Consider the following 23,225-nt stretch of genomic DNA (forward strand, 5'->3'; position numbering starts at 1 on the left):
TCACGACAGGTCCACGCAGACGTTTGTGAGTTCGGAGTAGAAGTCCAGCGAGTGCACGCCGCCCTCCCGACCGATGCCGGACGCCTTCACCCCACCGAACGGGGTTCGCAGATCCCGCAGGAACCAGGTGTTGACCCAGACGATGCCGGCGTCCAGCCGCGCCCCGGCCCGGTGCGCGACACCGACGTCCCGGGTCCACACCGTCGCCGCCAGGCCATAGTCGGTGCCGTTGGCCAGGGCGTACGCCTCGTCCTCGGTGTCGAACGGCGCGACGTGCACCACCGGGCCGAAGATCTCCTCCCGGTTGGTGCGGGCGCGGGCGTCGAGACCGGCGAGCACCGTGGGCTGCACGTACGACCCGCCGTCCCGGGCGTCGCCGAAGGTGGGCGTACCGCCGCCGGTCAGCACCTCGGCGCCCTCGGACCGGGCCAGTTCGTACGCCCCGAGCACCTTGGCCCGGTGCTGCGGGGAGATGAGCGGCATGGTGGCGGTGGCCTCGTCGGTCGGCCAGCCGTACGCCAGCTCGCCGGCCCGCTTCGCCAGCCGGGCGGTGAACTCCTCGAAGACCGGCCGCTGCACGTAGAGGCGCTCGGTGCAGAGGCACACCTGACCGCCGTTGGTGAAGCTGGACCGCACCGACCCGGCGACCGCCGCGTCCAGGTCGGCGTCGGCGAAGACCAGGCCGGCGTTCTTGCCGCCCAACTCGAAGCTGACCGCCTTCACCCCGTCGGCGGCGGCCCGCATGATCGCGCCGCCGGTGGCCGACTCGCCCGTGAAGGTGATCGCGTCCACGCCCGGGTGGCGGGTCAGGAACTCCCCCGCCGAGTCCGGACCGAAGCCGTGCACGAGGTTGAACACGCCCTCGGGCACGCCGGCGGCGGCCATCACCTCGGCCAGCACCGTCGCCGAGGCGGGTGTCTCCTCGCTGGGCTTGACCACCACGGCGTTGCCGCAGGCCAGCGCCGGGGCGACCTTCCAGGTGAGCAGCAGCAGCGGCAGGTTCCACGGCACGATGACCGCGACCACGCCGACCGGCTTGCGGACCGCGTAGTTGAGGGCCCGGCCACCGGTCGGGGTGACCGTGGTGAACGACTCGGTGGGTGCGGTCGCCACGATCTCGGCGAACGCCCGGAAGTTCGCCGCGCCGCGCGGGATGTCCAGCGTACGGGCCTGGGCGATGGACTTTCCGGTGTCGGCGACCTCGGCGGTGACCAGGTCGTCGAAGCGGCGTTCCAGCTCGTCGGCGACCCGCCGGAGCACCTCGGCGCGCTCGCGCTCGCCCATCCGGCCCCACGGCCCGCGCAGCGCCGCACGGGCGGCGGCCACCGCGTCGTCCACGGTGGACCGCGACGCCTCCGCCACCTCGAAGACCGGCTCCCCGGTCACCGGGCTGACCTTGGTGAACGTCGACCCCGCGTCGACGAACTCGCCGCCCACGAAGTTGCGCAGGCGCGGTGGCCCGGCCGGCGCGTGGCCGGTCATCAACGTCGGGTCCCAGAGGTTCGTCACGCGCGCCTCCCTCGGTTGAGCACCGCCGTGATCGTCCCGGCCAGCAGCAGCGCCGCCCCACCGGCGATCGCGCCGAGCACCCGGTGCTGCCGGCGCACCCGGCGGCGCACCTCGGCGTACGGGGTGGTGGAGAAGGACACCAGCTCGTACTGCGAAACGTACCGGCCGGGCAGGGCCCGTTCCAGCGCGTGCTCCACCCGCCTGCGGGTCTGGAACATCGGTGACGCGACCTTGTCCCGCATCTCCACGAAGTTGGTCAACGCCATCTGCGCGATGGCCTCCGCGTTCTCCTGCCGGCGACGTTGGAACAGCGGCAGCGCCGCCGACCACTCGTCGGCGCACTCGTCGAGGCAGCGGTCCAGCTCGACGACGTCCTCGAAGGCGCAGTTCGCGCCCTGGCCGTAGAACGGCACGATGGCGTGCGCGGCGTCGCCGATCAGACCGACGGTGCCGTTGACCTGCCAGGGCGTGCTGCGGACCGTGCCCAGCACCCCCACCGGATTGTGCTGGTAGTCGTCCACCAGGGCCGGGGCCAGGGGAACCACGTCCGGGTACCGCTCGGCGAAGTGCGCCCGGATGGCGGCCGGGTTGTCCAGGGCCGCGAAGCTGCCGACGCCCTCGTTGGGCCAGAACAGCGTGCAGGTGAAGGAGCGGTCCGGGTTCGGCAACGCGATCATCATCGACGTGCCGCGCGGCCAGATGTGCAGGGCGTCCGGATCGAGGGCGAAGTCCCCGCCCAGCGGCGGGATCGTCAGCTCCTTGTAGCCGTAGTCGAGGAAGTCCACGCTTTCGCTCAGCAGCCCGTGCGCCAGGAGCTGCCCGCGTACGGCGGAGCCCGCGCCGTCCGCGCCCAGCACCACGGAAGCCTTGGCCGCGACCGGGCCCTGCGGGGTCTCGAAGCCCAACGAGCCGTCGGTCGGGTCGAGTCCGACGAGACGGTGGTCGAAGACGACCCGTACCCCGGGCAGCGCGTCCGCGGCGTCCAGCAGGGCGTTGTTCAGCGCGCCCCGGCTGATCGAGTTGATCGCCCGGTCGCCGGCCGCGCTGTACGACTGGAACTGCGGCTCCCCCTCGACCGGGTGGATCATCCGGCCGCGCATCGGCAGCGCGTCGGCCATCACCTGCTCGGCCAGGCCGATCCGGCGCAACGCGTCCAGCCCGCGCTCGGAGAGCGCCAGGTTGATCGAACGCCCGCGCTCGGCCGTTCCGGTGCGCGGGTCCGGCCGCCGCTCGTACAGGGCCACCGGGTAGCCCCGCCGGGCCAGGAAGCAGGCGGCCAGGCACCCGGCCAGGCCGGCGCCGATGATCGCGACCTCGTCCCGCCGGGCGGTCATGGGTTCACCCGTCCCACCGTGGCCTCCAGTGCGGCGGCGGCTCGCCAACAGTCGAGGTACGTCGAGTAGAGCGGCACCGGGGCGAAGCGGACCACATCCGGCTCCCGGGCATCGGCGATGACGCCGTGTTCGTACCGTAGGCGTTTGGTCAGCTCGGCGGCGTTGCCGGCGCCGACGCGGACCGAGAGCTGGCAGCCCCGGCGGGCCTCCTCGCGCGGGGTGACCACCCGCAGCGGCCGGTCGGCGGTGACCTCGTCGAGCAGCGACTCCAGCCAGCCGGTGAGGCGCAGGCTGCGGGCGCGCAGCGCCGGCATGCCGACCGCGTCGAACAGCTCCAGCGAGGTACGCACCGGACCCATCGCGAAGATCGGCGGGTTGGAGATCTGCCACGCCTCCACGGTGGACGGTGGGCGGGACACCGGCGTCATCTCGAACCGGGTGGCCGCCGCGGTGCTCCACCAGCCCTCGAAGCGCGGCAGGTCCGCATCGCCGAGGTGCCGCTCGTGCACGAAGACGCCGGCCAACGCCCCAGGACCGGAGTTCAGGTACTTGTACGAGCACCAGGCCGCGAAGTCGACATCCCAGTCGTGCAGCGCGAGGGGCACGTTGCCGACCGCGTGGGCGAGATCCCAGCCGACCACCGCGCCGGCCGCGCGGCCGGCGGCCGTGATCGCCGGGATGTCCAGCAGCTCACCGGTCAGGTAGTTGACGCCGCCGAGCAGCACCAACGCCACCCGGTCGCCCTCGGCGGCCAGGTAGTCGGTGATGTCCTCGGTGCGCAGCGCGTCCTCGCCGGGGCGGGGGCGCAGCCGGACCACCGTGTCGTCCGGGTCCAGGCCGTGGAACCGGGCCTGGCTGCGCACCGCGTAGCTGTCCGAGGGGAAGGCGCTGTCCTCGATGACGATGCGGGTACGCGCGCCGGCCGGGCGGTAGAAGCTGACCATCAGCAGGTGCAGGTTGACGGTGAGCGAGTTCATCACCACGGCCTCCGCGGGCCGGGCGCCGACCAGTCGCGCGGCCGGGCCGGTCAACAGCTCGTGGTACGGCAACCAGGCGCGCTCGGCCTCCAGGTGCCCCTCGACGCCGAGCCGCCCCCAGGCGTCCAGGTCGGCGAGGAGCTCGTCGCGGGTGGCCCGGGGCTGCAGACCGAGCGAGTTGCCGGCCAGGTACGCCGATTCGGGGTGGAGACCGCCGTCGGCGGGCGGCACGTGGAAGAGGTGCCGGTGACCCGGGTCGGCCTCGTCGAGGCGGTGCGCCTCGTCAACAGGAATGTGCATGTCTCGCTCTCCGGTCACATCGCGGTGCGGGCCGACCACAGCTCCGGGAAGACCACCCGGGCCATGCTCCGTTGCAGCCACGCCAGGCCGGCGGAACCGCCGCTGCCGACCTTCGCGCCCATCGTCCGCTGCACCGCCTTGACGTGGTTCCAGCGCCAGTCGCCGAACTCCTCGGCGACACCGCTGAGCGCCTCGCCGAGCAGCCGCAGGTGATTGTCGGGGCCGTTGTCGGCGTAGATCCGCACCCAGGCGGCCTCGACCTGCGGCTGCGGGTCGTGTTCGACCGCCACGTCGCGGTCCAACAACTCGGTTGGGATGTCGAAGCCACGCCGGGCCAACAGCGCGACGACATCGTCCCAGAGGCTCGGGGCGGCCATCGCCGCGCTGAGCGCGGCGTGCACCTCGGCCTGCCGACGGAACGGGCGGATCAGCGCCGGGTCGCGCAGCCCGAGCAGGAACTCGAGGTGCCGGTACATCGCGGACTGGAAGCCGCTGCCCTCGCCGAGCAGGTTGCGGAACCGGTTGAAGTCGGCCGGGGTCATCCAGCGCAGGCCCTGCCAGGCGGCGTTCAACCCCTCCAGGTGCAGGGTGGCCCGGCGCAGCGGAGCCAGCGCGTCCCAGATCTGGTCGGCGCGCACCAGGCGCTGGGTCTCGCGCAGTTCGTGGCAGGTCAGTCCGAAGTACAGCTCCATGATCTGGCTGACCATGAGGAACGACATCTCGCCGGGGTCGTCGCTGAGAGGTTGCTGCAACTGGTGCAGCGCGCTGGCCCGCACGTACGCGTCGTACGGCACCAGGTCGGCGAACTCGAGAGTCGGCTCACCGCCGTTGCGTGCGGCGCGGGCCGCCCGTTGTCGCGGGGTCACCGGTCGCACCGTGGCGACGCGGTTCGAGGCCCGCCGCTCCGTCGATTCCACCAGTCGTCTCCCTTCCCCGAACTGCCGACGTCATGATCTCGCGGTGGGATCGGCGTACGGAATGCCGGATCAACGGCACTTGCCGTCCTGACCTGGCGAACGGAAGGCAGCTGGGCGAATCCGGTTCACGAAAGTAAGGTGCGAGCGTGGACGACATGGACTGGGCGCTGCTGCGCGAGTTGCAGGCCGACGCCCGGCTCTCCTTCAGCGAGTTGTCCCGCCGGGTGCACCTGTCCCCACCGGCGGTCGCCGAGCGGGTCCGCCGGCTCGAGGAGACCGGCGTGATCACCGGCTACCACGCCCACGTCGACCTGACCCGGGCCGGTCGTACGGTGGTCGCCCTGATCCGGATGTCCTGTTACGGGTCGCGGTGCATCCTGCACGACCCGGAGGTGTCCGACTGGCCGGAGATCCTGGAGATCCACCGGATCACCGGTGACGCGTGCAGCATGCTCAAGGTGGCCGCCGGCTCGATCGGGGACTTCGAGGCCGTCATCGACCGCCTGGCCCCGTACGGCCAACCATCGAGCACCATGGTCCTGTCCTCCCCCCTACCCTGGCACCCCATAACCCCCCACCCCTAACCCCCCCGCCCCTCCCCACCCCCGCCCCCTCGTTCGCGATCTTGCACTTTCTGTCGCGGCATACCCGGGCATTCCTCGTATTTCGACGACAGAAAGTGCAAGATCGCGGGACTCTCGGCGCAGTCCCGGGTCGGTCATGGAGTTGCGGTGGGTAGATGGTGATCAGATGCGCCTTTTGCGGCGCACCACAACTCCATGATCGACGCGCGGGAGGGGGCGGGGCGGGCGCGGGGGTGCGGGGTGGGGGCGGGGTGGGGGGGTGGGTTTGCCTTTGGGGTGGGGGGAAAGCAGCGCGCGTGCCCAGGGGAGGGTTCCGGCGGTCGTCGCCGGTTGGGGGGAAATCATGCAGGGTCTTCGCACGATCAACCGCGCGCTCTCGTCCGCTCTGACACTGGTCGGACTCATCGGGGCGTTCGTCCTGCTGTCGGTCACGCCGGCCCACGCGGGCGAGAACACCTTCGTCGAAGTGACACCGAACAGCGTCCCGGCGGGCAGCCGGGTCACGATCCGCGCGAGCTGCGACAACAACAACGATCGGCAGGCGAACGTACGCTCCGACGCGTTCGGGCACGTCATGCTCAGGCCGGACAACGGCTTCCTCAAGGGGGAGGTCACCGTTCCGGGCAACAAGGAGCCCGGTGACTACCAGGTCGACCTGCGCTGCCAGAACAACCAGACCGCGCAGACGATGCTGACCGTGCTCAACATGGCCTCGCCCAGCAAGGGGCCGGCGACCGGGGGCGGCGGGACCGCCGGCGGCCGGGGAACCGGCTCGGTCCTGGTCCTCGGCGGCGTGGCACTGGTGGCCGCCGCGGTCGCGCTCGGCATGATGGGCGGCCGGCGTCGGCCCGGAGCCGGCTCCTGACCCGGAGCTGCCATGACCCGCAGATCCGCGCATACGCGGCCGGATGGCCCTGCCCGCTCCGCGCGGCCGGACCGCACGGCCCGCCCCGCGCCGGCGGACCGCACGGCCCGCGTCCGGGCCGCGAGGACGCTGCGCGCCGCCGGCCGGCTGGTGGCCCGGGCCTCGGGCCGGCTGCGGCGGGTCGCCGGGCAGGCGGTCTCCGCCAGTGTCGCCACCACCGACCCGGACGCGCGCCCGCTGCCGCCGCGCCGTCCCGGCGGGCCACCGTTGGCCCGGCGTCGGCTGGGCGGTACCGGTCCGGGGGTGCCGGTCCTGGTCATCGCCACGCTGATGGTGCTGATCGTGGCGATGCTCGGCGTCGAACGGGTGACCGGGGTGAGTCTGCTGCCGGACCGGATCAGCGCGGGCCTGCGGCCGCCGCCGAAGAAGTTCCCGGTGCTGCCGGCCAGCCCACCGACCGCCCTCGCCATCGACACGATCGACCTGCGGGCGCCGCTGCACGACGTGGGCATCGCCCCGGACGGCACCATCGCCGTGCCCGACGTGGCCCGCGCGCAGGAGGCCGGCTGGTACGACCAGGGCCCCACCCCGGGGCAGTACGGGCCGGCGGTGATCGTCGGGCACGTGGACACGACCACCGGGCCGGCCGTCTTCCACCGGCTACGGGAACTGCGCTCCGGCGACCGGGTCGACATCACCCGCGCCGACGGGCGGGTGGCGGTCTTCGAGGTGGATTCGGTGGAGCGGTTCAGCAAGGAACGGCTACCGGTGGACGAGGTGTACGGCGACTTCAGCCGTCCCAGCCTGCGACTGATCACCTGCGGCGGCCGGTGGGTGGGCGGTGAGACCGGCTACTCGGACAACCTGGTGGTCTTCGCCTCGCTGGTCGAGGCACGTGGCGGGTGACCTCCCGCGCCGTCGTCGAGGTACGCGGCGAGCCGGGCGGCCCCGGTGAGCATGGCCCGGCCGCGCTCGGTGAGTCGTCCGCGCCACTGGGTCAGCGACGCGGCCAGTGGTTCGGCGCCGCCGGCGTCCCGTACGCGACGCAGCACGTCGGCGATGTGGCTCAGCCGGTACCCGCCCCGGCGCAGCAGGTGCGCGAGTTCGGCGTCCCGGACGTCGTCGGGCGAGTAGACGCGGTGGCGGGTGGCCCGGTCGCGCTCCGGTCGCAGGATTCCGGCCGACTCCCACTTGCGCAGCGTCGCCGGTCGTACGCCGAGCCGGTGCGCGAGCACGCTGATCGGTACGGCCCGCCGGGTCTGCGGCGCGGGCTTCGTGGCGGTGAGCGTGCCGACCGCCACCTCGACCGCGTCCAGGGTCTCCCGGTCGCGTCGCAGCAGGCCGTGGCCGTCATCGATCGCCCGCAACGCGGTGTCGAGCTCGCCCCGGTTGACGGCGCGCATGATGTCACCGCCGGCCGCGTGACCGTGGCCCGCGACGAGGGCGAGGTAGGCGTCAAGTGCCCGGGCGTGCGTCTCGGTGAACCGACGGTACCCGCTGACGGTGCGCTCGGCCGGCGGCAGCACACCGTCGCGTTCGTAGTTGCGGACGGCCTGCGCCGACAGCCCGTGCCGCCGGGCGAGGTCGACCGGCCGGCGTACCCCTGGGTTTGAGGGTTTTGGGGTGACCACCGTGCTCTCCTGCTCTGAAGTCTCAACCGCTGGTTCAACGATACGGTCGATGCAATGACCACTGTTCTCGACCTGCTCGCCGGCTCACCGACCCTGCTCGCGATCGGCGAGCCGACGCACGGTGAATCCGCCTTCCTCCAGATCCGCAACGACACCTTCCTGACGCTGGCCGAGCACGGTTACCGCTCCATCGCCCTGGAGAGCGACCGGGCCGCCGGGCTGCTCGCCGACGAGTTCGTGGACGGCGGGCCCGTGCCGCTCGACCGCGCGCTCGCCGAGGGGTTCAGTCACGGCTTCGGCGCCGCCCCGGCCAACCGTGACCTGCTGCTGCGGATGCGGGAGTGGAACGCCGGACGACCCGCCGCGCAGCGCCTGCGGTTCCACGGTTTCGACGCGCCGCTGGAGATCGAGGGCGCCCCGAGCCCGCGCCGGCACCTGACGTTCGTCTGCGACTTTCTCGGCCTGGACCGGTCGGCGGAGATCGACGACCTGGTCGGGGACGAGGCCCGGTGGAGCGACACGGCCGCGGTGTGGGAGCCGGGCCGGTCCGTCGGACGCTCGACGGACGCCCACCGGCTGCGGGTCCTCGCCGACGACCTGCTGACCGAGCTGTTTCTCCAGGCGCACCGCCGGCCCGCGGGCTGGCGGGAGGCCCACGTGCACGCCATGTCCGCGGTCGCGTTGCTGCGGTACCACGCCGCCGCGGCGACCGACCTCGCGCCGGAGGAACGGTTCGCGCGCCTGGCCGGGGTCCGGGACGCGCTGATGGCCGAGAACCTGCTCGCGATCCGGGCGGTCGAGGCCGACCGGGGACCGACGCTGGTCTTCGCGCACAACACGCACCTGCGACGCCATCCGGCCACCATGACGATCGGTGGCGCGACGGTGTCGTGGGCCGGCGCTGGCGCGATCGTCGGAGCGCTGCTGGGCGAGCGGTACGCGGTGGTGGTCGGCGCCCTCGGCGCGAGCCCCGCGCTCGGCATCGACGCGCCCGCCGCGTCGACCTACGAGGGTCGGCTCCAGCGTCTGGGCGACCTCCCCGGGTACGTCCCGACGGCCGACATCGAGCCGGCCGAGCGCAGGACGCACGACTACCGCTACTTCCCGCTGGACCAGGCGACCATCGACAACGCCGAGGCGGTGCTGCATATCCCGACCGGCGTCGACGCGGCCGTGCTCGCCGAGCGGATCGGCGCGCTGCCCGGCGTCGAACAGGTGGTGGCGGGCGCGGAGAACGGATCACCGGAGGCCGCGTGGGGCGATCGCTTCTTCCACGTCGGGCCGGACCGCCGCCAACCGTTCGCCACCATCGTCGAGCACGACGTGCCCGGCTTCGACGAGGCCGGGCAGCTCGACCGCCCCGGCGTCTTCCGCCTCAACCTGGAGCTGGGCCGGGCCGAGTTCGAAAAGGCGTTCGGCTTCGCGCCGGCTGCCTTCGAGGAGCACCGGGAGGACTTCGACTACGCCCGGCTGGACACTCTCACGCCGCACCCGGGCTACGCGCTGTACGGCTTCGCCAGCATCGTGATGCCGGGTCCGCAGATGCTGCCCGAGGTCGACCGGCTTCTCGCCATCGCGCACCGGCGGGCGGTCGACCGGCACGAGCGCGCGACGCGCCGGGCCGCCGGCCAGCAGGACTGAGCCCGACGCCGGCCTGCCGTCCTGCACGGCGGGGCCCGCGGGTGCAGCCGGGCCCGCACGGGTACGGGTCAGGCCGCTGCTTCGGGCTCGCGCAGGTCGAGCCAGTCGGCCCAGCGCGGGTCCGGAGCGCGGTGCCCGAGGACCCGCCACGCGGTGCCCTTCGGCGCGGCCGGCAGGGCGTGCAGCCGCCAACCCAGCTCGGCCGGAGTCTTGTCGCCCTTGGTGTGGTTGCACCGCGCGCACGCGGCGACCACGTTCTCCCATGCGTGCCGGCCGCCCCGGCTGCGCGGGAAGACGTGGTCGATGGTCTCGGCCGGGCCCCGGCAGTAGGCGCACCGCCAACCGTCCCGGGCGAAGATCGCCCGGCGGGACAGCCCGACGTGGGTGCGGTAGGGCACCCGGACGAAGCGGGTCAGCCGCACGACCGATGGCACCGGCAGCGCGTCCCGGGCGCTGTGCAGGATGCCGTCGCCGTCGGCGACGCAGACGGCCTTGGAGGAGAGGACGAGGATCGCGGCGCGACGCACCGACACGACACACAGCGGCTCGTAGGTGGCGTTGAGAACCAGCGCGCCGGAGCCCACCGCGGGTCGTATGTCAGGCATCGCGATCACCCTCCCGGTTCAGCGGCTGCTGCGAACCTGCCGCCGACCGGAGTTGGGCACGAGGGCCCGCACCGTCGACGCCCGTTCGATCACCGACGTCCGTTGCGCCAATAGTCCCTGATCGGACCCCGGATTGCACGTACTAATCCGGGGTCGGATGTGAAGCTCTTTTCCGCACCTGTCACGATGGCCGGTTCGCCCCGGTCCGACCCGGCGCTCCGGCGCATCTCACCCGGCTGGTGGGTCGGCGGCGACCGGTCCGAGGTGTTGCGGTACGAAGACAGGGTGAGTGCCGCCAGCGTGACGCCCCTTGCCCTGCCCGACGTCGTGTCGGTGAACTGTCAGGGCAGCACCTCCTGCGAATGGATCTACGGGATCACCCGCTCGGCGTGGTTCGCCGAGGGCAGCTACTGGATCCTGCTCAAGCCACTGCGGGTCCTGCTGATCCTGGCGCTGGCGATGGTGGCGCGCTGGGCGCTGCACCGGACGATCAACCGGCTGGTCCGGACGACCACCGACGGCGCGGTGCCGACGATGCTGCGGCCGCTGCGCGAGCGGGTGCCGACCGCGGCGGTCGACCCGACCGAGTTCGTGCCGGAGCGGCGGCGGCAGCGGGCCGAGGCGATCGGCTCGGTGCTGCGCAGCCTGACCACGGCGTTCGTCTTCGGCATCGCGCTGTTGATGATCCTGCGCGAGTTCAGCTTCGACCTGGCGCCGCTGCTGGCCAGCGCCGGCATCGCCGGCGTCGCACTGGGCTTCGGCGCGCAGAGCCTGGTCAAGGACCTGATCGCCGGTCTCTTCATGCTCATCGAGGACCAGTACGGCGTGGGCGACAACGTCGACCTCGGCGAGGCGTCGGGCGTCGTGGAGTCGGTCGGGCTGCGCGTCACCACGGTCCGGGACGGACGTGGCGTGCTGTGGTACATCCGCAACGGCGAGATCATCCGGGTCGGCAACAAGAGCCAGGGCTGGGCGCTGGTGGTGGTGGACCTGCCGATCGGCTTCAGCGGCACGGAGGAGGCCAACGCGGTGCTGCGGACGGCCGCCGCGTCGGTGGCGGTGGACCCGGACCTGTCGCCGGAGATCGTGGAGGCGCCGGAGGTGCTGGGCGTCGAGCAGATGACGGTGGAGGGCGCCGTGATCCGAACGGTGGTCAAGACGACTGCCGACGGCCAGTTCGCGGTGGGCCGGGAACTGCGGCGCAGGTTGGCGGAGGCGCTAGAGAACTCGGGCATCACCGCGCAGATCGCCGCTGCCCGCAGCTATCCCGGCGTGCCGAGCCGGCCCTTGCCGGACGGTGAGACCGGTCAGGGCGGCGCCACCTGACCCGGTGAGAATGGCCGGCAATCCAGGGGTCGCGGTCCAGCCGGCCCCTGGAGTATCGTCCGTTCGTTCAGTCGGGGATGCGACGAACGATCCGTTCACCCTAGCTAGTCGTCGGACGATCGGGCAGAATCCCGAAGCACGCGTTCCCGCTGGAGCGCGGTCACATCCTCGCTGATCCGACAGATCTGACGAGTGTTCCCGGCCCGGCGGCCACAAGCAGCCGTGCCCGGGGGCCGATGGAGGCGACGGTGCCCGACGAGCGACCTTCCGCGGAAGGTCCGGCCACTTTTCGCGAAGTGTTTGCCCAACGTGAGTTCCGGGCTGTCTTCACCGCCGGGTCGCTGTCCTGGGTCGGTGACTACGTCGCCAGGGCCGCCGTGACCCTCCTCGTCTACCAGCAGACCAGGTCCGTCGCGCTCTCCGCCGCCGCGTTCGCGGTGAGCTACCTGCCGTGGCTGCTCGGTGGTCCGCTGCTCGCCGCGCTGGCCGAGCGGCACCCGTACCGGCGGGTGATGGTGGCGTGTGACGTCATCCGGATGGTGCTGATGGTGCTCATCGCCCTCCCTGGTCTGCCGGTCCCGGTGGTGCTGGTGCTCCTCTTCACCACCACGCTGGCCAACCCGCCCAGCCAGGCGGCGAAGTCGGCGCTGATGCCGCAGATCCTCACCGGAGACCGCCTGGTGGTCGGACTGTCGCTGAACGGCAGTATCGGGCAGGCCGCACAGGTCGTCGGGTACCTGTTCGGCGCCGCCGTCGCCTCGATCGACCCGACCGTCGCGCTGCTGTTCAACGCCGCGACCTTCGGCGTCTCGGCGCTGCTGCTGCGCTTCGGCGTCCGGAATCACGCCGCCGCGATAGCCACCGCCCACCGGGGCCACCTGCTGCGGGAGACCGCCGAGGGCTTCGGGATCGTCTTCCGTACGCCGGTGTTGCGGGCCATCGCGGTGCTGGTGTTCAGCGCGATGCTCTTCTCGATCGTCCCGGAAGGGCTGGCCGCCGCCTGGGCCAACGACGATGCCAGGAGCGGCATGGCCGCCGGTACCGCGCAGGCCGTCATCATGGTCGCCAGTCCGGTGGGCTTCATCCTCGGCGGGCTGCTGGTGAGCCGGTTGTGCGGCCCGGCCCGCCGGTTGGCCATGATGCGCCCGCTCGCGGTGCTCGCCCCGCTGGCGCTGGTGCCCGCGCTCTTCGATCCGCCACCGCTGGTGGTGGCGCTGCTGGCCGCCCTGTGTGGATTCGCGGTCGCCGGCATGCTCCCGATGGCCAACGGGCTGTTCGTCCGGGCCCTGCCGGCCGGGTTCCGGGCTCGCGCGTTCGGCGTGATGGCCACCGGTGTGCAGGTCATCCAGGGGATCGCCGTGCTGGTTACCGGGTTGCTCGCCGAACGGTTCCCCATCCCGGTGGTGGTCGGCCTCTGGAGCGCCGCCGGAGTGCTGCTGATGACTGTCGCCACCCTGCGCTGGCCGAGCCGGCAGACGATGGAGGAGGCGGTGGCGGCAGCCACGGCCGCCAACGTCGCGCAGGCCCGCGCGGCGGGCGACGTCGCCGTCAGCGGGACGACGGGGCTCACCGACCCCCGGGCAGCCGGAGGCCACCGTCGGCACGCGGTCACGTGATCCACGGGGTGAGCCGACGCACGGCCTCCGGGTCGGGTCCACGGCCGACGCACCTGGCAGGATGGAATGGTGAACCCCGCAGGTGAATCCGACCGTCCCGACGCGTCGATGACGCTCTTCGAAGCAGTCGGCGGCGAACCCACCTTCCGCCGGCTGGTGGACGAGTTCTACGTCGGCGTCGCCAGCGATCCGCTGCTGCGACCGATGTACCCGGAGGAGGACCTGGGCCCGGCGGCCGACCGGTTGACCCTGTTCCTGATGCAGTACTGGGGTGGGCCGAACACGTACTCCGCGCAGCGCGGTCACCCACGGCTGCGGATGCGGCACGCCCCGTTCCGGATCGGGGTGGCCGAGCGGGACGCCTGGCTGCGGCACATGCGCCAGGCGGTGGACCGGCTCGACCTGGAACCGCAGCTCGCCGTCGCCCTCTGGGACTACCTGGAGCGGGCCGCGTACTTCATGGTCAACGCCATGGAGGACCCGGCCGAGCGCGCCTGACGGCGCGCGCACCGGGCACCCGGGCCGCGGCCCGTCTCAGAGCAGCGCGCCCTCGTCGTGCAGCCAGTCCACGAAGCTGGTGGCCACGGCCGCGCCGCAGTCGAGCATCTCGACCAGCAGCGCGTCGTGCGTACCGGCGCCGAGGGGGACCTGCAGCTCGGCGTAGATCGGTAGCTGGCCGCGCTCGGTCGGATCACCGATGTACGCCTTGCAGAAGCGGCGGGTGTGGTTCCACTCGTTGACCACCCGGTAGGCCCGGTCGGCCCAGTCGGGCGGGACCGTGGCGTGCGGGCGGGCCCGCATCACCAGGATCTCGTCCTCCGGACCCTCAAGGGTCACCAGCACGGCGTGGCGCTCCCACATGGCCAGCAGGTTGCCGTCACCGTCGGCCAGGTAACGCACGTCGAGCAGGTCGAGTGCGTCACAGACCCGGCGCAGGCTCACCGGCTCGATGCTGGCCGCCATTTCGGCCAGTACGGGTCGGTCGCTGCCCGGGCAGTCGTCCCCCGGCTGGCGAGGACTCGGCGGCCCGACCCGGACCGCGCTCTCCACTGTGATCCCGCTTCGGGTTTCCGGATCACCGCCGTCGGCGGGACCGGGGCGCCATGACCACCACGGCATCGCTCGTCGCACCTCACTCCCCAGCGGATCCAGCCGCCTACGGTGCGTTGGATCCGAGGATGGACGGTACCCGGACAGCCGGGTTGAAGCACCCCCCCAACGACCCCACCGGCCCAGAAGAATGAAGGGGGGTCATCCGTTCGGACGAGTAGTGAGCGGAGTCACGGCGAGATCGGTGGCCTTCTGCAACCAGGCCGCTCCGTACGGTCCCACCAGGCCCACCCAACGGCCGGCGACCCTTACCCGCACCGCGGCGCGCGCCGCAGGGACGGCCGGCTCGTCGACCGCGCCGAGGAAGCCCATCCGGACCAGTCCCTGCACCAGTCGCTGCGGCACCTCGACCGGCGGGCCCGGCGGATCGTCCGGCGTGACCACCACCGCCACGTGGTCGAGCAGCGCGTCGCGCAGGACCCGCTGACCCACCGCGCGGCCCGCCACCCCCTCGGCGCTCGCCGTACGCAGGGTGCCCGCCGCCGCGGCCGCGATCCGGCGCACCTCGACGCCGGGCAGCACCTCGACTGGCTCGCTGCGCGCCGGCGGCAGGGGCCAGCGCCACTGCGCGTCCCGGCGCTCCGGCAACGCGGTACCGCCGCGTCCCAGCTCGGCCAGCAGGTCGGCCGCGCCCACGGTGACGTCCCCGGCGGCGTCGCCGGCCACCGTGGAGGCGACCAGCACCTGCCACGGCAGCCGGGCCCACAGGACGACCCGCCCGGAAGCGCCGGCCGGCCGCAGCCGCACCGGCGCCGCCGGGTCCAGCCGGACCAGCCGGGCCAGGAAGGCGCCCGCGTCGGCCACGCCGGCCAGGCCGTGGCTGGACGCCGACGACGCCACCCGTTCCGGCCGCGTCACGATCCGCCGCCCTGCGGGGCGTACGTCAGCAGGAAGTCCCGCTCCTCGACGGTGATCCGCCGGGGCACCTGACGCGTCAGGTCGAACGGCACCAGCACCGAGCGGGCGCGACTGGCCAGCACCTCACCGTCGTACAGCTCGTAGGCGACGGTGAACCGGGACGCCTTGATCTCCTCCACCCACAGCTCGATGCGGACCGTGGGCGCGGACTCCGCGGTGGCCCGTCCGAGCGCGTAGTCGACCGGGCGCAGGTAGTCGACCTCGTGCCGGCGGATCACCACCCCGTCGGCGAACGAGCCCACTCCCCAGGCCCGGCCGCCGGCGAACATCAACGCCACCCGCGCCTCCTCGTACAGCGTGAGGAAGCGCGAGTTGTTGACGTGTCCGTACGCGTCCAGGTCGGACCAGCGCAGCGTGCAGTGGTAGACGAACCGCTCAGTCACGGGTCAGCTTGCGGTAGGTCACCCGGTGCGGTCGGGCGGCCTCCGCGCCGAGGCGGTCGATCTTGTTCTTCTCGTACGCCTCGAAGTTGCCCTCGAACCAGAACCACCTGGACGGGTCCTGGTCGTCGCCCTCCCAGGCCAGGATGTGCGTGGCGACCCGGTCCAGGAACATCCGGTCGTGAGAGATGACCACGGCGCAGCCGGGGAACTCCAGCAGGGCGTTCTCCAGGCTGGACAGCGTCTCCACGTCCAGGTCGTTCGTCGGCTCGTCGAGCAGGATGACGTTGCCGCCGATCTTGAGGGTCAGCGCCAGGTTGAGCCGGTTGCGCTCACCGCCGGAGAGCACCTTCGTCGGCTTCTGCTGATCCGGCCCCTTGAAGCCGAACGCCGCGATGTACGCCCGCGACGGCATCTCGACCTTGCCCACCATCAGGTAGTCCAGCCCGTCCGAGACGACCTCCCAGACGGTCTTGTCGCCGTTGAGGCCCTCGCGGTTCTGGTCGACGTACGACAGCGAGACCGTCTCGCCGACGCGCACCGAGCCGGCGGTCGGCTCCTCCAGCCCGACGATGGTCTTGAACAGCGTGGTCTTGCCGACGCCGTTGGGGCCGATGATGCCGACGATGCCGTTGCGCGGCAGCGAGAACGACAGGTTGTCGATCAGCAGCCGGTCACCGAAGCCCTTGCTGAGGTTCTGCGCCTCGATCACGGTGCTGCCCAGGCGCGGACCCGGCGGGATCTGGATCTCTTCGAAGTCCAGCTTGCGGGTCTTCTCCGCCTCGGTGGCCATCTCGTCGTACCGGTCCAGGCGGGCCTTGGACTTGGTCTGCCGGGCCTTGGCGTTGGAGCGGACCCACTCCAACTCCTCGGTGAGGCGCTTCTTCATCTTGGCGTCGCGGCGGCCCTCGACGGCCAGTCGGGCGGCCTTCTTCTCCAGGTAGGTGGAGTAGTTGCCCTCGTACGGGTACGTCCGGCCACGGTCCAGCTCGAGGATCCAGTTGGCCACGTTGTCCAGGAAGTACCGGTCGTGCGTGATCGCCATGACGGTGCCGGCGTACTTCGCCAGGTGCTGCTCCAGCCAGGAGACGCTCTCCGCGTCCAGGTGGTTGGTGGGCTCGTCCAGCAGCAGCAGGTCGGGCGCCTCCAGCAGCAGTTTGCAGAGCGCGACCCGGCGGCGCTCACCACCGGAGAGCTGGGTCACGTCGGCGTCCGGCGGCGGGCAGCGCAGCGCGTCCATGGCCAGTTCGAGCTTGGAGTCGACGTCCCAGGCGTCGAGGTGATCAAGCTCTTCCTGGAGCTTGCCCATCTCCTCCATCAGCTCGTCGGAGTAGTCGGTCGCCATCTGCTCGGCGATCTTGTTGAACCGCTCCAGCTTGGCCTTGGTCTCGGCGACCGCCTCCTCGACGTTGCCGAGCACGGTCTTGGCCTCGTTGAGCGGGGGCTCCTGGGCGAGCATGCCGACGGTGTAGCCGGGCATGAGCCGGGCCTCGCCGTTGCTCGGCTTGTCCAGCCCTGCCATGATCTTGAGGAGGCTGGACTTACCGGCGCCGTTGGGGCCGAGCACACCGATCTTGGCCCCCGGCAGGAAGCTCAACGTGACGTTGTCGAGCACGACCTTGTCGCCGTGCGCCTTGCGCGCCTTTTCCAGGACGTAGATGTACTGGGCCACGGTGCGGGCTACCTCCGTCGGTTTGCTGTCGCCTGAGTGGGCGGCGCGGCGCGAGCTGAGACCTCCGCCCGCCGCCGCCGGCCGGGAGCCGGCCGCGCGCACGCCATCGTCAATCCTGACAGGTACGACGCGCTTCGCCCACATCACCCCGCCCCAGGAGTACGCCGGCGAGCGCGTCGACCTCTGACCGTCGGGCTGTCGACAAGATCACCTTCAGGATTCACCGCACACTGGGCGGGTAGGAGACTCCGGCACGGGGGCCCAGACACCGCAGCTACGCTCAGTACGCTCATCGCGGTGGACCCGTCAGTACCCGGAGGTGGCCGATCGTGACCGTCCGTAGCTCCTTTGTCGTAGTGGCGAATCGTCTGCCGGTCGACGAGGTGAGCACACCCGAGGGACGGCAGTGGCGACGCAGCCCCGGTGGGCTCGTCACCGCGCTGCATCCCGTACTCGCCGAGCACCAGGGCACCTGGGTGGGCTGGGCCGGCGGCACCGGTGCCGCTCCCGAGCCGTTCGACCTGGAGGGCATCCGGCTGCACCCGGTCCCGTTGAGCGCAGAGGAGTTGGAGCGCTACTACGAGGGCCAGTCCAACGCGACGATCTGGCCGCTCTATCACGACGCGGTGGAGACACCGGCGTACAAGCGTCGCTGGCGTGAGGCGTACCGGCTGGTCAACGCCCGGTTCGCGGAGGCCGCAGCCGACGTCGCGGCCGAGGGCGCGACGGTCTGGGTGCAGGACTACCAGCTCCAACTGGTGCCGGCCATGCTCCGCGAGCTGCGCCCCGACCTGCGGATCGGCTTCTTCCTGCACATCCCGTTCCCGCCGATCGAGCTGTTCATGCAGATGCCGTTCCGTACCGAGCTGCTGCGCGGTCTGCTCGGCGCGGACCTGGTGGGCTTCCAGCAGCGGTTGGCCGCGCAGAACTTCGTCCGGCTGGCCCGGCACCTGCTCGGGCTCCGGTACGAGGGTCAGATGATCCAGGTCGACGGTCGGCAGGTGAAGGCGGGCGCCTTCCCCATCTCCATCGACACGCAGGAGATGGAGCGGATGGCGGCCGACCCGGCGATCCAGGCGCGGGCCAAGCAGATCCGCGCCGAACTGGGCGACCCGAAGACGATAATCCTGGGCGTGGACCGGCTCGACTACACCAAGGGCATCGAGTTGCGCCTGAAGGCGTTCCGCGAGTTGCTTGCTGACGGAAAGTTGACAGTTCCGGACGCCGTTATGGTGCAGGTGGCCACGCCGAGTCGCGAGCGCGTCGAGCACTACCAGGCACTTCGGGTCAAGGTGGAGCGCGAAGTTGGTCGGATTAATGGCGAATTCGGCCGAGTCGGCGTGCCGGCCGTGCATTACCTCCATCAGTCGTACAGTCGCAGTGAACTGGCCGCGATGTACGTTGCTGCGGACGTGATGATGGTGACCCCGCTGCGAGACGGCATGAATCTCGTGGCCAAGGAGTACGTCGCATCCCGTGCCGACCAGGGCGGTGCGCTCGTGCTCAGCGAGTTCGCTGGCGCCGCAACGGAGCTGCGCCAGGCATTCCTATGTAACCCGCACGACCCGGACGCGGTGAAGGACGCCCTGCTCCGGGCCGTGCACGTGGAGAAAACCGAGGCACGCCGCCGGATGCGGACAATGCAACGTCACCTGCGTACCCACGACGTGGGGCACTGGGCCAAGTCTTTCCTCTCCGAACTGGGAGTTTCCGAGGCGGAGGCCGCGTGAACACGGCCGTCAACGACGGAACGGCGATCGCCACCGGGGTGATGGACCCCGAACTGCGATCCGCCATCGGCCGGATCGCCCGGGTTCCGCAGCTCCTGATCGCCTGTGACTACGACGGCACACTCGCGCCGATCGTCGAGGATCCCAGCACCGCCGTACCGCTGCCCGAGTCGGTGGCCGCGATCCGCGCGCTCGCGGCGCTGCCGCAGACGAGCGTGGCCGTGGTCTCCGGTCGCGCCCTGCGCGACCTGGCCGCGCTCTCCCGGCTGCCCAGCGAGGTACACCTCGTCGGCAGTCACGGCTCCGAATTCGACATCGGCTTCGTCGAGCGCCTCTCCCCCGAGCTGGTCGCGGTCCGCACCCAGGTGCGCAACGCGCTGCGCGAGATCGCCGCCGAACACCCGGGCATCCGGCTCGAACGCAAGCCGGCCAGCGTCGCGGTGCACACCCGGGGCGTCGACCCGCAGGTCGCCGCCGCCGCCATCGAGGCCGTCCGCAACGGCCCGGCCGCCTTCGACGGCGTCACCGTGACGCAGGGCAAGGAGGTCATCGAGCTGTCCGTGGTGGCCACCCACAAGGGCACGGCCGTCGACCAGCTACGGACCCAGCTCTCGGCGAGCGCGGTGCTCTTCATCGGCGACGACGTCACCGATGAGAACGCCTTCGGCAACCTGCATGGGCCGGACCTCGGTATCAAGATCGGCCCAGGCGACACCAAGGCCAACTTCCGGGTGGCCGAGCCCATCGAGGCCGCCCGCGCGCTCGGGCTGCTGCTGGAGACCCGCCGGCACTGGCTGTTCGGCGAGCGGGCGGTGCCCATCGAGCGGCACTCGATGCTGGCCAACGGTCGTACCGTCGCCCTGCTCACCCCCGAGGCGAAGGTGAGCTGGCTCTGCCACCCCAAGCCGGACTCGGCGGCGATCTTCGCCGACCTGGTCGGCGGCAGCCCGGCCGGTCACTTCAGCATCGCCCCGGAGCGCGGCGGCATCCCGCTGGGCCAGCGCTACCGCTCCGGCACGATGACCGTCGAGACCCGGTGGTCCGGGCTCACCGTCACCGACTGGCTGGACAAGCCGGCCCGCGAGACGACGCCCGACGGTCCCGCCGTGGTCACCGGCGACTCGACCCTCGTCCGGGTCCTCAGCGGCAACGGGCGGGTCCGGGTGGAGTTCGCGCCGCGCCCCGAGTTCGGCCAGGTGGCCGTGCAGTTGCAGCCCGTCGGCGACGGCCTGCTGGTGCTCGGCTCGAACGAACCGGTCGCCCTCTACTCCCCCGGGGTCGAGTGGCAGGTCAACAACGACGGTGGGTACGAGACCGCCAAGGCGGTCGTCGACCTCTCCGCCGCTGGTGGGCAGGTCGTGCTGGAGCTGCGCTTCGGCACGCACAGCCTGGAGCACCACCGGGTGCCGATCCACGAGCGGCAGGCCGCTGCCGAGCAGCCGTGGAAGGACTGGGTGGCCTCGCTGCGGCTGCCGTCCACCTCCCGTGACCTGGTCGCGCGCAGCGCCCTCACCCTGCGCGGGCTCTGCCACGAGACGACCGGCTCGATCCTCGCCGCGGCCACCACCTCCCTGCCGGAGGAGCTGGGCGGCGTCCGCAACTGGGACTACCGCTACTGCTGGCTGCGCGACGCCGCGCTGACCGCCCGCGCGCTCGTCGACCTCGGCTCCATCGACGAGGCCGAGGCGTTCCTGCGCTGGGTGGACGGCTGCATCGAGCGCACCGGCGGCCACCCGGAGCGGCTGCACCCGCTCTACACCATCGACGGGTACGAGCTGGGCGCCGAGGCGGTCATCGACACGCTGCCCGGGTACGCCGGCTCCCGGCCGGTCCGGGTCGGCAACCTCGCCAACCACCAGCTCCAGCTCGACGTGTTCGGCCCCATCGCCGACCTGATCGCGGCCGTCGCCGACGCGCGCGGCTCGGTCCGCGACGACGAGTGGCGGGTCCTGGAGAACATGGTCGAGGCGGTCCGCCGCCGCTGGCACGAGCCCGACCACGGCATCTGGGAGGCGCGGCTGCCACCCCGGCACCACGTCTTCTCGAAGGTGATGTGCTGGATGACCGTCGACCGGGCGCTGCACGTGATGCGTCAGCACGGCGGCGAAGACCGGCCCGAGTGGACGGACCTGCGCGACCGGATCGGCGCGAACGTGCTGGAGCACGGCTGGCACGACGACGTCGAGGCGTACAGCGTCGCGTACGGGGACGAGGACATGGACGCCTCGTCGCTCTGGATCGGCCTCTCCGGCCTGCTCCCGGGTGACGACCCGCGCTTCCTGTCCACGGTCCTGAAGATCGAGGCGGACCTGCGCAGCGGCCCGGTCGTCTACCGGTACCACTGGGACGACGGCCTGCCCGGCCGCGAGGGCGGCTTCCACATCTGCACGGCGTGGCTGATCGAGGCGTACCTGCGCACCGGCCGCCGCACCGACGCGGAGGAGCTGTTCGCGCAGATGGTGCTGACCGCCGGCCCGACCGGCCTGCTCCCCGAGCAGTACGACCCGCTCGCCGAGCGCGGCCTGGGCAACCACCCGCAGGCGTACAGCCACCTCGGGCTGATCCGCTGTGCCCTGCTGCTGGACAACATGCTCAAGCAGTAACGACAGCACGTACGACGGGGCCGGGAGCGCTGACGCTCCCGGCCCCGTCGTCACGTGGCACCACCTCGCCGATCATGGCGCCGTGGTGGGCAACAAAACGCCGGTAAGGCACCAACCCGGGCACCACAACTCCATGATCGCCGCATCCGGACTACCCTGCTCGCCGATCTTGCACTTCCTGTCCCGACACAAGGGACATATCACGCATGTTGCCCGCCGAAACCGCAAGATCGGTGGGCACCCGTTGCTCAGGCGTCGAGGGCACCCACCACGTCGCCCACGACGACCACGGCGGGTGGGCGCACCTCGGCTGTGTGCACGTCGGCGGCGACCGCTTCGAGCGTGGACCGCAGCACCCGCTGAGTGCCCGTGGTGGCTTCCTGGACCACGGCGGCCGGTGTCTGCGGCGACCGGCCATGCGCGATCAACGTCTCGGCGATAGCGGCGAGGTTCTTCAGCCCCATCAGGATCACCAGGGTGCCGCGCAGGCCGGCCAGGGCGTCCCAGCGCACCAGCGACGCCGGCGAGTCGGGCGCCACGTGCCCGGAGACCACGGTGAACTCGTGCGCCACCCCCCGGTGGGTGACCGGGATGCCGGCCGCAGCCGGCGCGGCGATCGAGCTGGTCACCCCGGGGACGACGGTCACCGGCACACCGGCCGCCGCGCAGGCCAGCAACTCCTCGCCGCCCCGGCCGAAGACGTACGGGTCGCCGCCCTTGAGCCGCACCACGGCAGCACCGGCCAGCGCCCGGTCGACCAGGATCTGGTTGATCTCCTCCTGGGCGCGCGACGGGCCATAGGGGATCTTCGAGGCGTCGACCAGCTCGACGTCGGGGCGCAGCTCGTCCAGGAGCAGGCCGGGTACCAGCCGGTCGGCGACCACCACATCCGCCTCGGTGAGCAGCCGCCAGCCCTTCACGGTGATCAGCTCCGGGTCACCCGGCCCGGACCCGACGAGAGCCACCCGTCCGCCGGTCGAGTTAGGAAGGGCCCCTTCCTCTACCCCAGGCGTTAAGAGGGGGCCCTTCCTTGCAGCGAGCAGGTCGCGGATGGCGTCGCGGACGCTCATCGCCCGTCGGGGGTCACCACCGCCGAGCACCGCCACGGTGACCGGTCCCTGCCGGGTCACCGCCGGAGTCCAGGCGGTGGCGGCCGCCCGGTCGTCGGCGCGTACGCAGAAGATCCGCCGCTCGTCCGCGACGGCACTGACCGCGGCAGCCGCGGTCGGATCGTCGATCGCCACCTGGACCAGCCAGGCCCCGTCCAGGTCCTCGGGCACGAAGCGGCGCGGCACCCAGCGCAGCCGACCCGCGTCGACCCGGGCCTGCAACGCCGGGGTCAGCTCCGGTGCCACCAGCAGGACATCCGCGCCGGCGTCCAGCAGCGCCGGCACGCGCCGGGTGGCGACCGCGCCGCCACCCACCACGACCACCCGCCGTCCGTCGAGCCGCAGACCAAGGGGGTACGGGTTCGCGCTCATCCGGCACCACCGGACCGCTCGCTGGA

At 71.9% G+C, this 23,225-nt stretch carries 20 protein-coding genes; 9 read left to right on the forward strand and 11 right to left on the reverse strand.

The features are described from left to right. The 4 genes from AB0I89_RS29930 to AB0I89_RS29945 are packed head-to-tail and all read right to left on the reverse strand — an operon-like array spanning window position 1 to window position 5,037. Window positions 1-1,482, reverse strand: coding sequence for a 2-hydroxymuconic semialdehyde dehydrogenase (locus tag AB0I89_RS29930; protein ID WP_357133683.1), 1,482 nt, complete (start codon window positions 1,480-1,482; stop codon window positions 1-3). A gap of 23 nt (window positions 1,483-1,505) precedes the next feature. Further along, entirely contained in the window at window positions 1,506-2,843 is a 1,338-nt protein-coding gene (locus tag AB0I89_RS29935) for an NAD(P)/FAD-dependent oxidoreductase (RefSeq protein ID WP_357133584.1), read from the reverse strand. Next, window positions 2,840-4,120 carry a kynureninase gene (gene kynU, locus AB0I89_RS29940; protein WP_357133586.1) on the reverse strand — a complete coding sequence of 427 codons (1,281 nt, stop codon included), beginning with the start codon at window positions 4,118-4,120 and terminating at the stop codon, window positions 2,840-2,842. The genes AB0I89_RS29935 and kynU overlap by 4 nt, the downstream gene beginning before the upstream one ends. Before the next feature lie 14 nt (window positions 4,121-4,134). Continuing rightward, window positions 4,135-5,037: a tryptophan 2,3-dioxygenase family protein gene (locus AB0I89_RS29945; protein WP_357133588.1), complete on the reverse strand. Its 903-nt coding sequence runs from the start codon at window positions 5,035-5,037 to the stop codon at window positions 4,135-4,137. Between the two features lie 146 nt (window positions 5,038-5,183). Between AB0I89_RS29945 and AB0I89_RS29950 the strand changes: the two genes are divergently transcribed. The 3 genes from AB0I89_RS29950 (at window position 5,184) to AB0I89_RS29960 (ending at window position 7,392) form a co-directional block, all read left to right on the forward strand. Beyond that, complete coding sequence (locus tag AB0I89_RS29950) at window positions 5,184-5,621, forward strand: Lrp/AsnC family transcriptional regulator (RefSeq protein WP_357133590.1); 438 nt, start codon at window positions 5,184-5,186, stop codon at window positions 5,619-5,621. A gap of 391 nt (window positions 5,622-6,012) precedes the next feature. After that, window positions 6,013-6,486 carry a hypothetical protein gene (locus AB0I89_RS29955; RefSeq protein WP_355052325.1) on the forward strand — a complete coding sequence of 158 codons (474 nt, stop codon included), beginning with the start codon at window positions 6,013-6,015 and terminating at the stop codon, window positions 6,484-6,486. Window positions 6,487-6,615: 129 nt separating this feature from the next. Beyond that, on the forward strand, window positions 6,616-7,392 hold the full coding sequence (locus tag AB0I89_RS29960) for a class F sortase (RefSeq protein ID WP_357133686.1): 777 nt from the start codon (window positions 6,616-6,618) through the stop codon (window positions 7,390-7,392). Here AB0I89_RS29960 and AB0I89_RS29965 read toward each other — a convergent pair. Continuing rightward, window positions 7,338-8,117 (reverse strand): TioE family transcriptional regulator, encoded by a 780-nt coding sequence (locus tag AB0I89_RS29965; RefSeq protein WP_357133592.1) that lies wholly within the window; start codon window positions 8,115-8,117, stop codon window positions 7,338-7,340. The genes AB0I89_RS29960 and AB0I89_RS29965 overlap by 55 nt on opposite strands. A 54-nt stretch (window positions 8,118-8,171) precedes the next feature. On the opposite strand from AB0I89_RS29965, the gene AB0I89_RS29970 reads away from it, so the two are divergent. After that, complete coding sequence (locus AB0I89_RS29970; RefSeq protein ID WP_357133594.1) at window positions 8,172-9,758, forward strand: DUF6194 family protein; 1,587 nt, start codon at window positions 8,172-8,174, stop codon at window positions 9,756-9,758. A 68-nt stretch (window positions 9,759-9,826) separates the two neighbouring features. Here AB0I89_RS29970 and AB0I89_RS29975 read toward each other — a convergent pair whose 3' ends face one another. Continuing rightward, window positions 9,827-10,363 (reverse strand): HNH endonuclease, encoded by a 537-nt coding sequence (locus AB0I89_RS29975; protein ID WP_357133596.1) that lies wholly within the window; start codon window positions 10,361-10,363, stop codon window positions 9,827-9,829. Between the two features lie 159 nt (window positions 10,364-10,522). Between AB0I89_RS29975 and AB0I89_RS29980 the strand changes: the two genes are divergently transcribed. The 3 genes from AB0I89_RS29980 (at window position 10,523) to AB0I89_RS29990 (ending at window position 13,803) form a co-directional block, all read left to right on the forward strand. Then, window positions 10,523-11,689: a mechanosensitive ion channel family protein gene (locus AB0I89_RS29980; RefSeq protein WP_357133598.1), complete on the forward strand. Its 1,167-nt coding sequence runs from the start codon at window positions 10,523-10,525 to the stop codon at window positions 11,687-11,689. A 236-nt stretch (window positions 11,690-11,925) separates the two neighbouring features. Next, window positions 11,926-13,305: an MFS transporter gene (locus AB0I89_RS29985; RefSeq protein WP_357133600.1), complete on the forward strand. Its 1,380-nt coding sequence runs from the start codon at window positions 11,926-11,928 to the stop codon at window positions 13,303-13,305. A 66-nt stretch (window positions 13,306-13,371) separates the two neighbouring features. Continuing rightward, window positions 13,372-13,803 (forward strand): globin, encoded by a 432-nt coding sequence (locus AB0I89_RS29990; protein WP_357133602.1) that lies wholly within the window; start codon window positions 13,372-13,374, stop codon window positions 13,801-13,803. A 36-nt stretch (window positions 13,804-13,839) separates the two neighbouring features. On the opposite strand, the gene AB0I89_RS29995 is transcribed toward AB0I89_RS29990, so the two are convergent. The 4 genes from AB0I89_RS29995 to ettA form a co-directional block, all read right to left on the reverse strand. After that, window positions 13,840-14,424 carry a YbjN domain-containing protein gene (locus AB0I89_RS29995; RefSeq protein ID WP_357133604.1) on the reverse strand — a complete coding sequence of 195 codons (585 nt, stop codon included), beginning with the start codon at window positions 14,422-14,424 and terminating at the stop codon, window positions 13,840-13,842. Between the two features lie 132 nt (window positions 14,425-14,556). After that, a complete protein-coding gene (locus AB0I89_RS30000; protein ID WP_357133606.1) occupies window positions 14,557-15,273 on the reverse strand; it encodes a hypothetical protein in 717 nt (238 codons plus the stop codon). Further along, complete coding sequence (locus tag AB0I89_RS30005) at window positions 15,270-15,716, reverse strand: thioesterase family protein (RefSeq protein WP_357133608.1); 447 nt, start codon at window positions 15,714-15,716, stop codon at window positions 15,270-15,272. The genes AB0I89_RS30000 and AB0I89_RS30005 overlap by 4 nt, the downstream gene beginning before the upstream one ends. Further along, window positions 15,709-17,385: an energy-dependent translational throttle protein EttA gene (gene ettA / locus AB0I89_RS30010; RefSeq protein ID WP_357133610.1), complete on the reverse strand. Its 1,677-nt coding sequence runs from the start codon at window positions 17,383-17,385 to the stop codon at window positions 15,709-15,711. The genes AB0I89_RS30005 and ettA overlap by 8 nt, the downstream gene beginning before the upstream one ends. Window positions 17,386-17,714: 329 nt before the next feature. On the opposite strand from ettA, the gene AB0I89_RS30015 reads away from it, so the two are divergent. Then, window positions 17,715-19,115 carry a trehalose-6-phosphate synthase gene (locus tag AB0I89_RS30015; RefSeq protein WP_355052272.1) on the forward strand — a complete coding sequence of 467 codons (1,401 nt, stop codon included), beginning with the start codon at window positions 17,715-17,717 and terminating at the stop codon, window positions 19,113-19,115. A gap of 41 nt (window positions 19,116-19,156) precedes the next feature. After that, window positions 19,157-21,718: a trehalose-phosphatase gene (gene otsB, locus AB0I89_RS30020; protein WP_357133688.1), complete on the forward strand. Its 2,562-nt coding sequence runs from the start codon at window positions 19,157-19,159 to the stop codon at window positions 21,716-21,718. Window positions 21,719-21,966: 248 nt separating this feature from the next. Here otsB and cobA read toward each other — a convergent pair whose 3' ends face one another. Then, entirely contained in the window at window positions 21,967-23,199 is a 1,233-nt protein-coding gene (gene cobA / locus AB0I89_RS30025; RefSeq protein WP_357133613.1) for a uroporphyrinogen-III C-methyltransferase, read from the reverse strand. Window positions 23,200-23,225 lie beyond the last annotated feature (26 nt).

This window comes from Micromonospora sp. NPDC049801 (genome assembly GCF_040656575.1).
GTDB lineage: Bacteria > Actinomycetota > Actinomycetes > Mycobacteriales > Micromonosporaceae > Micromonospora.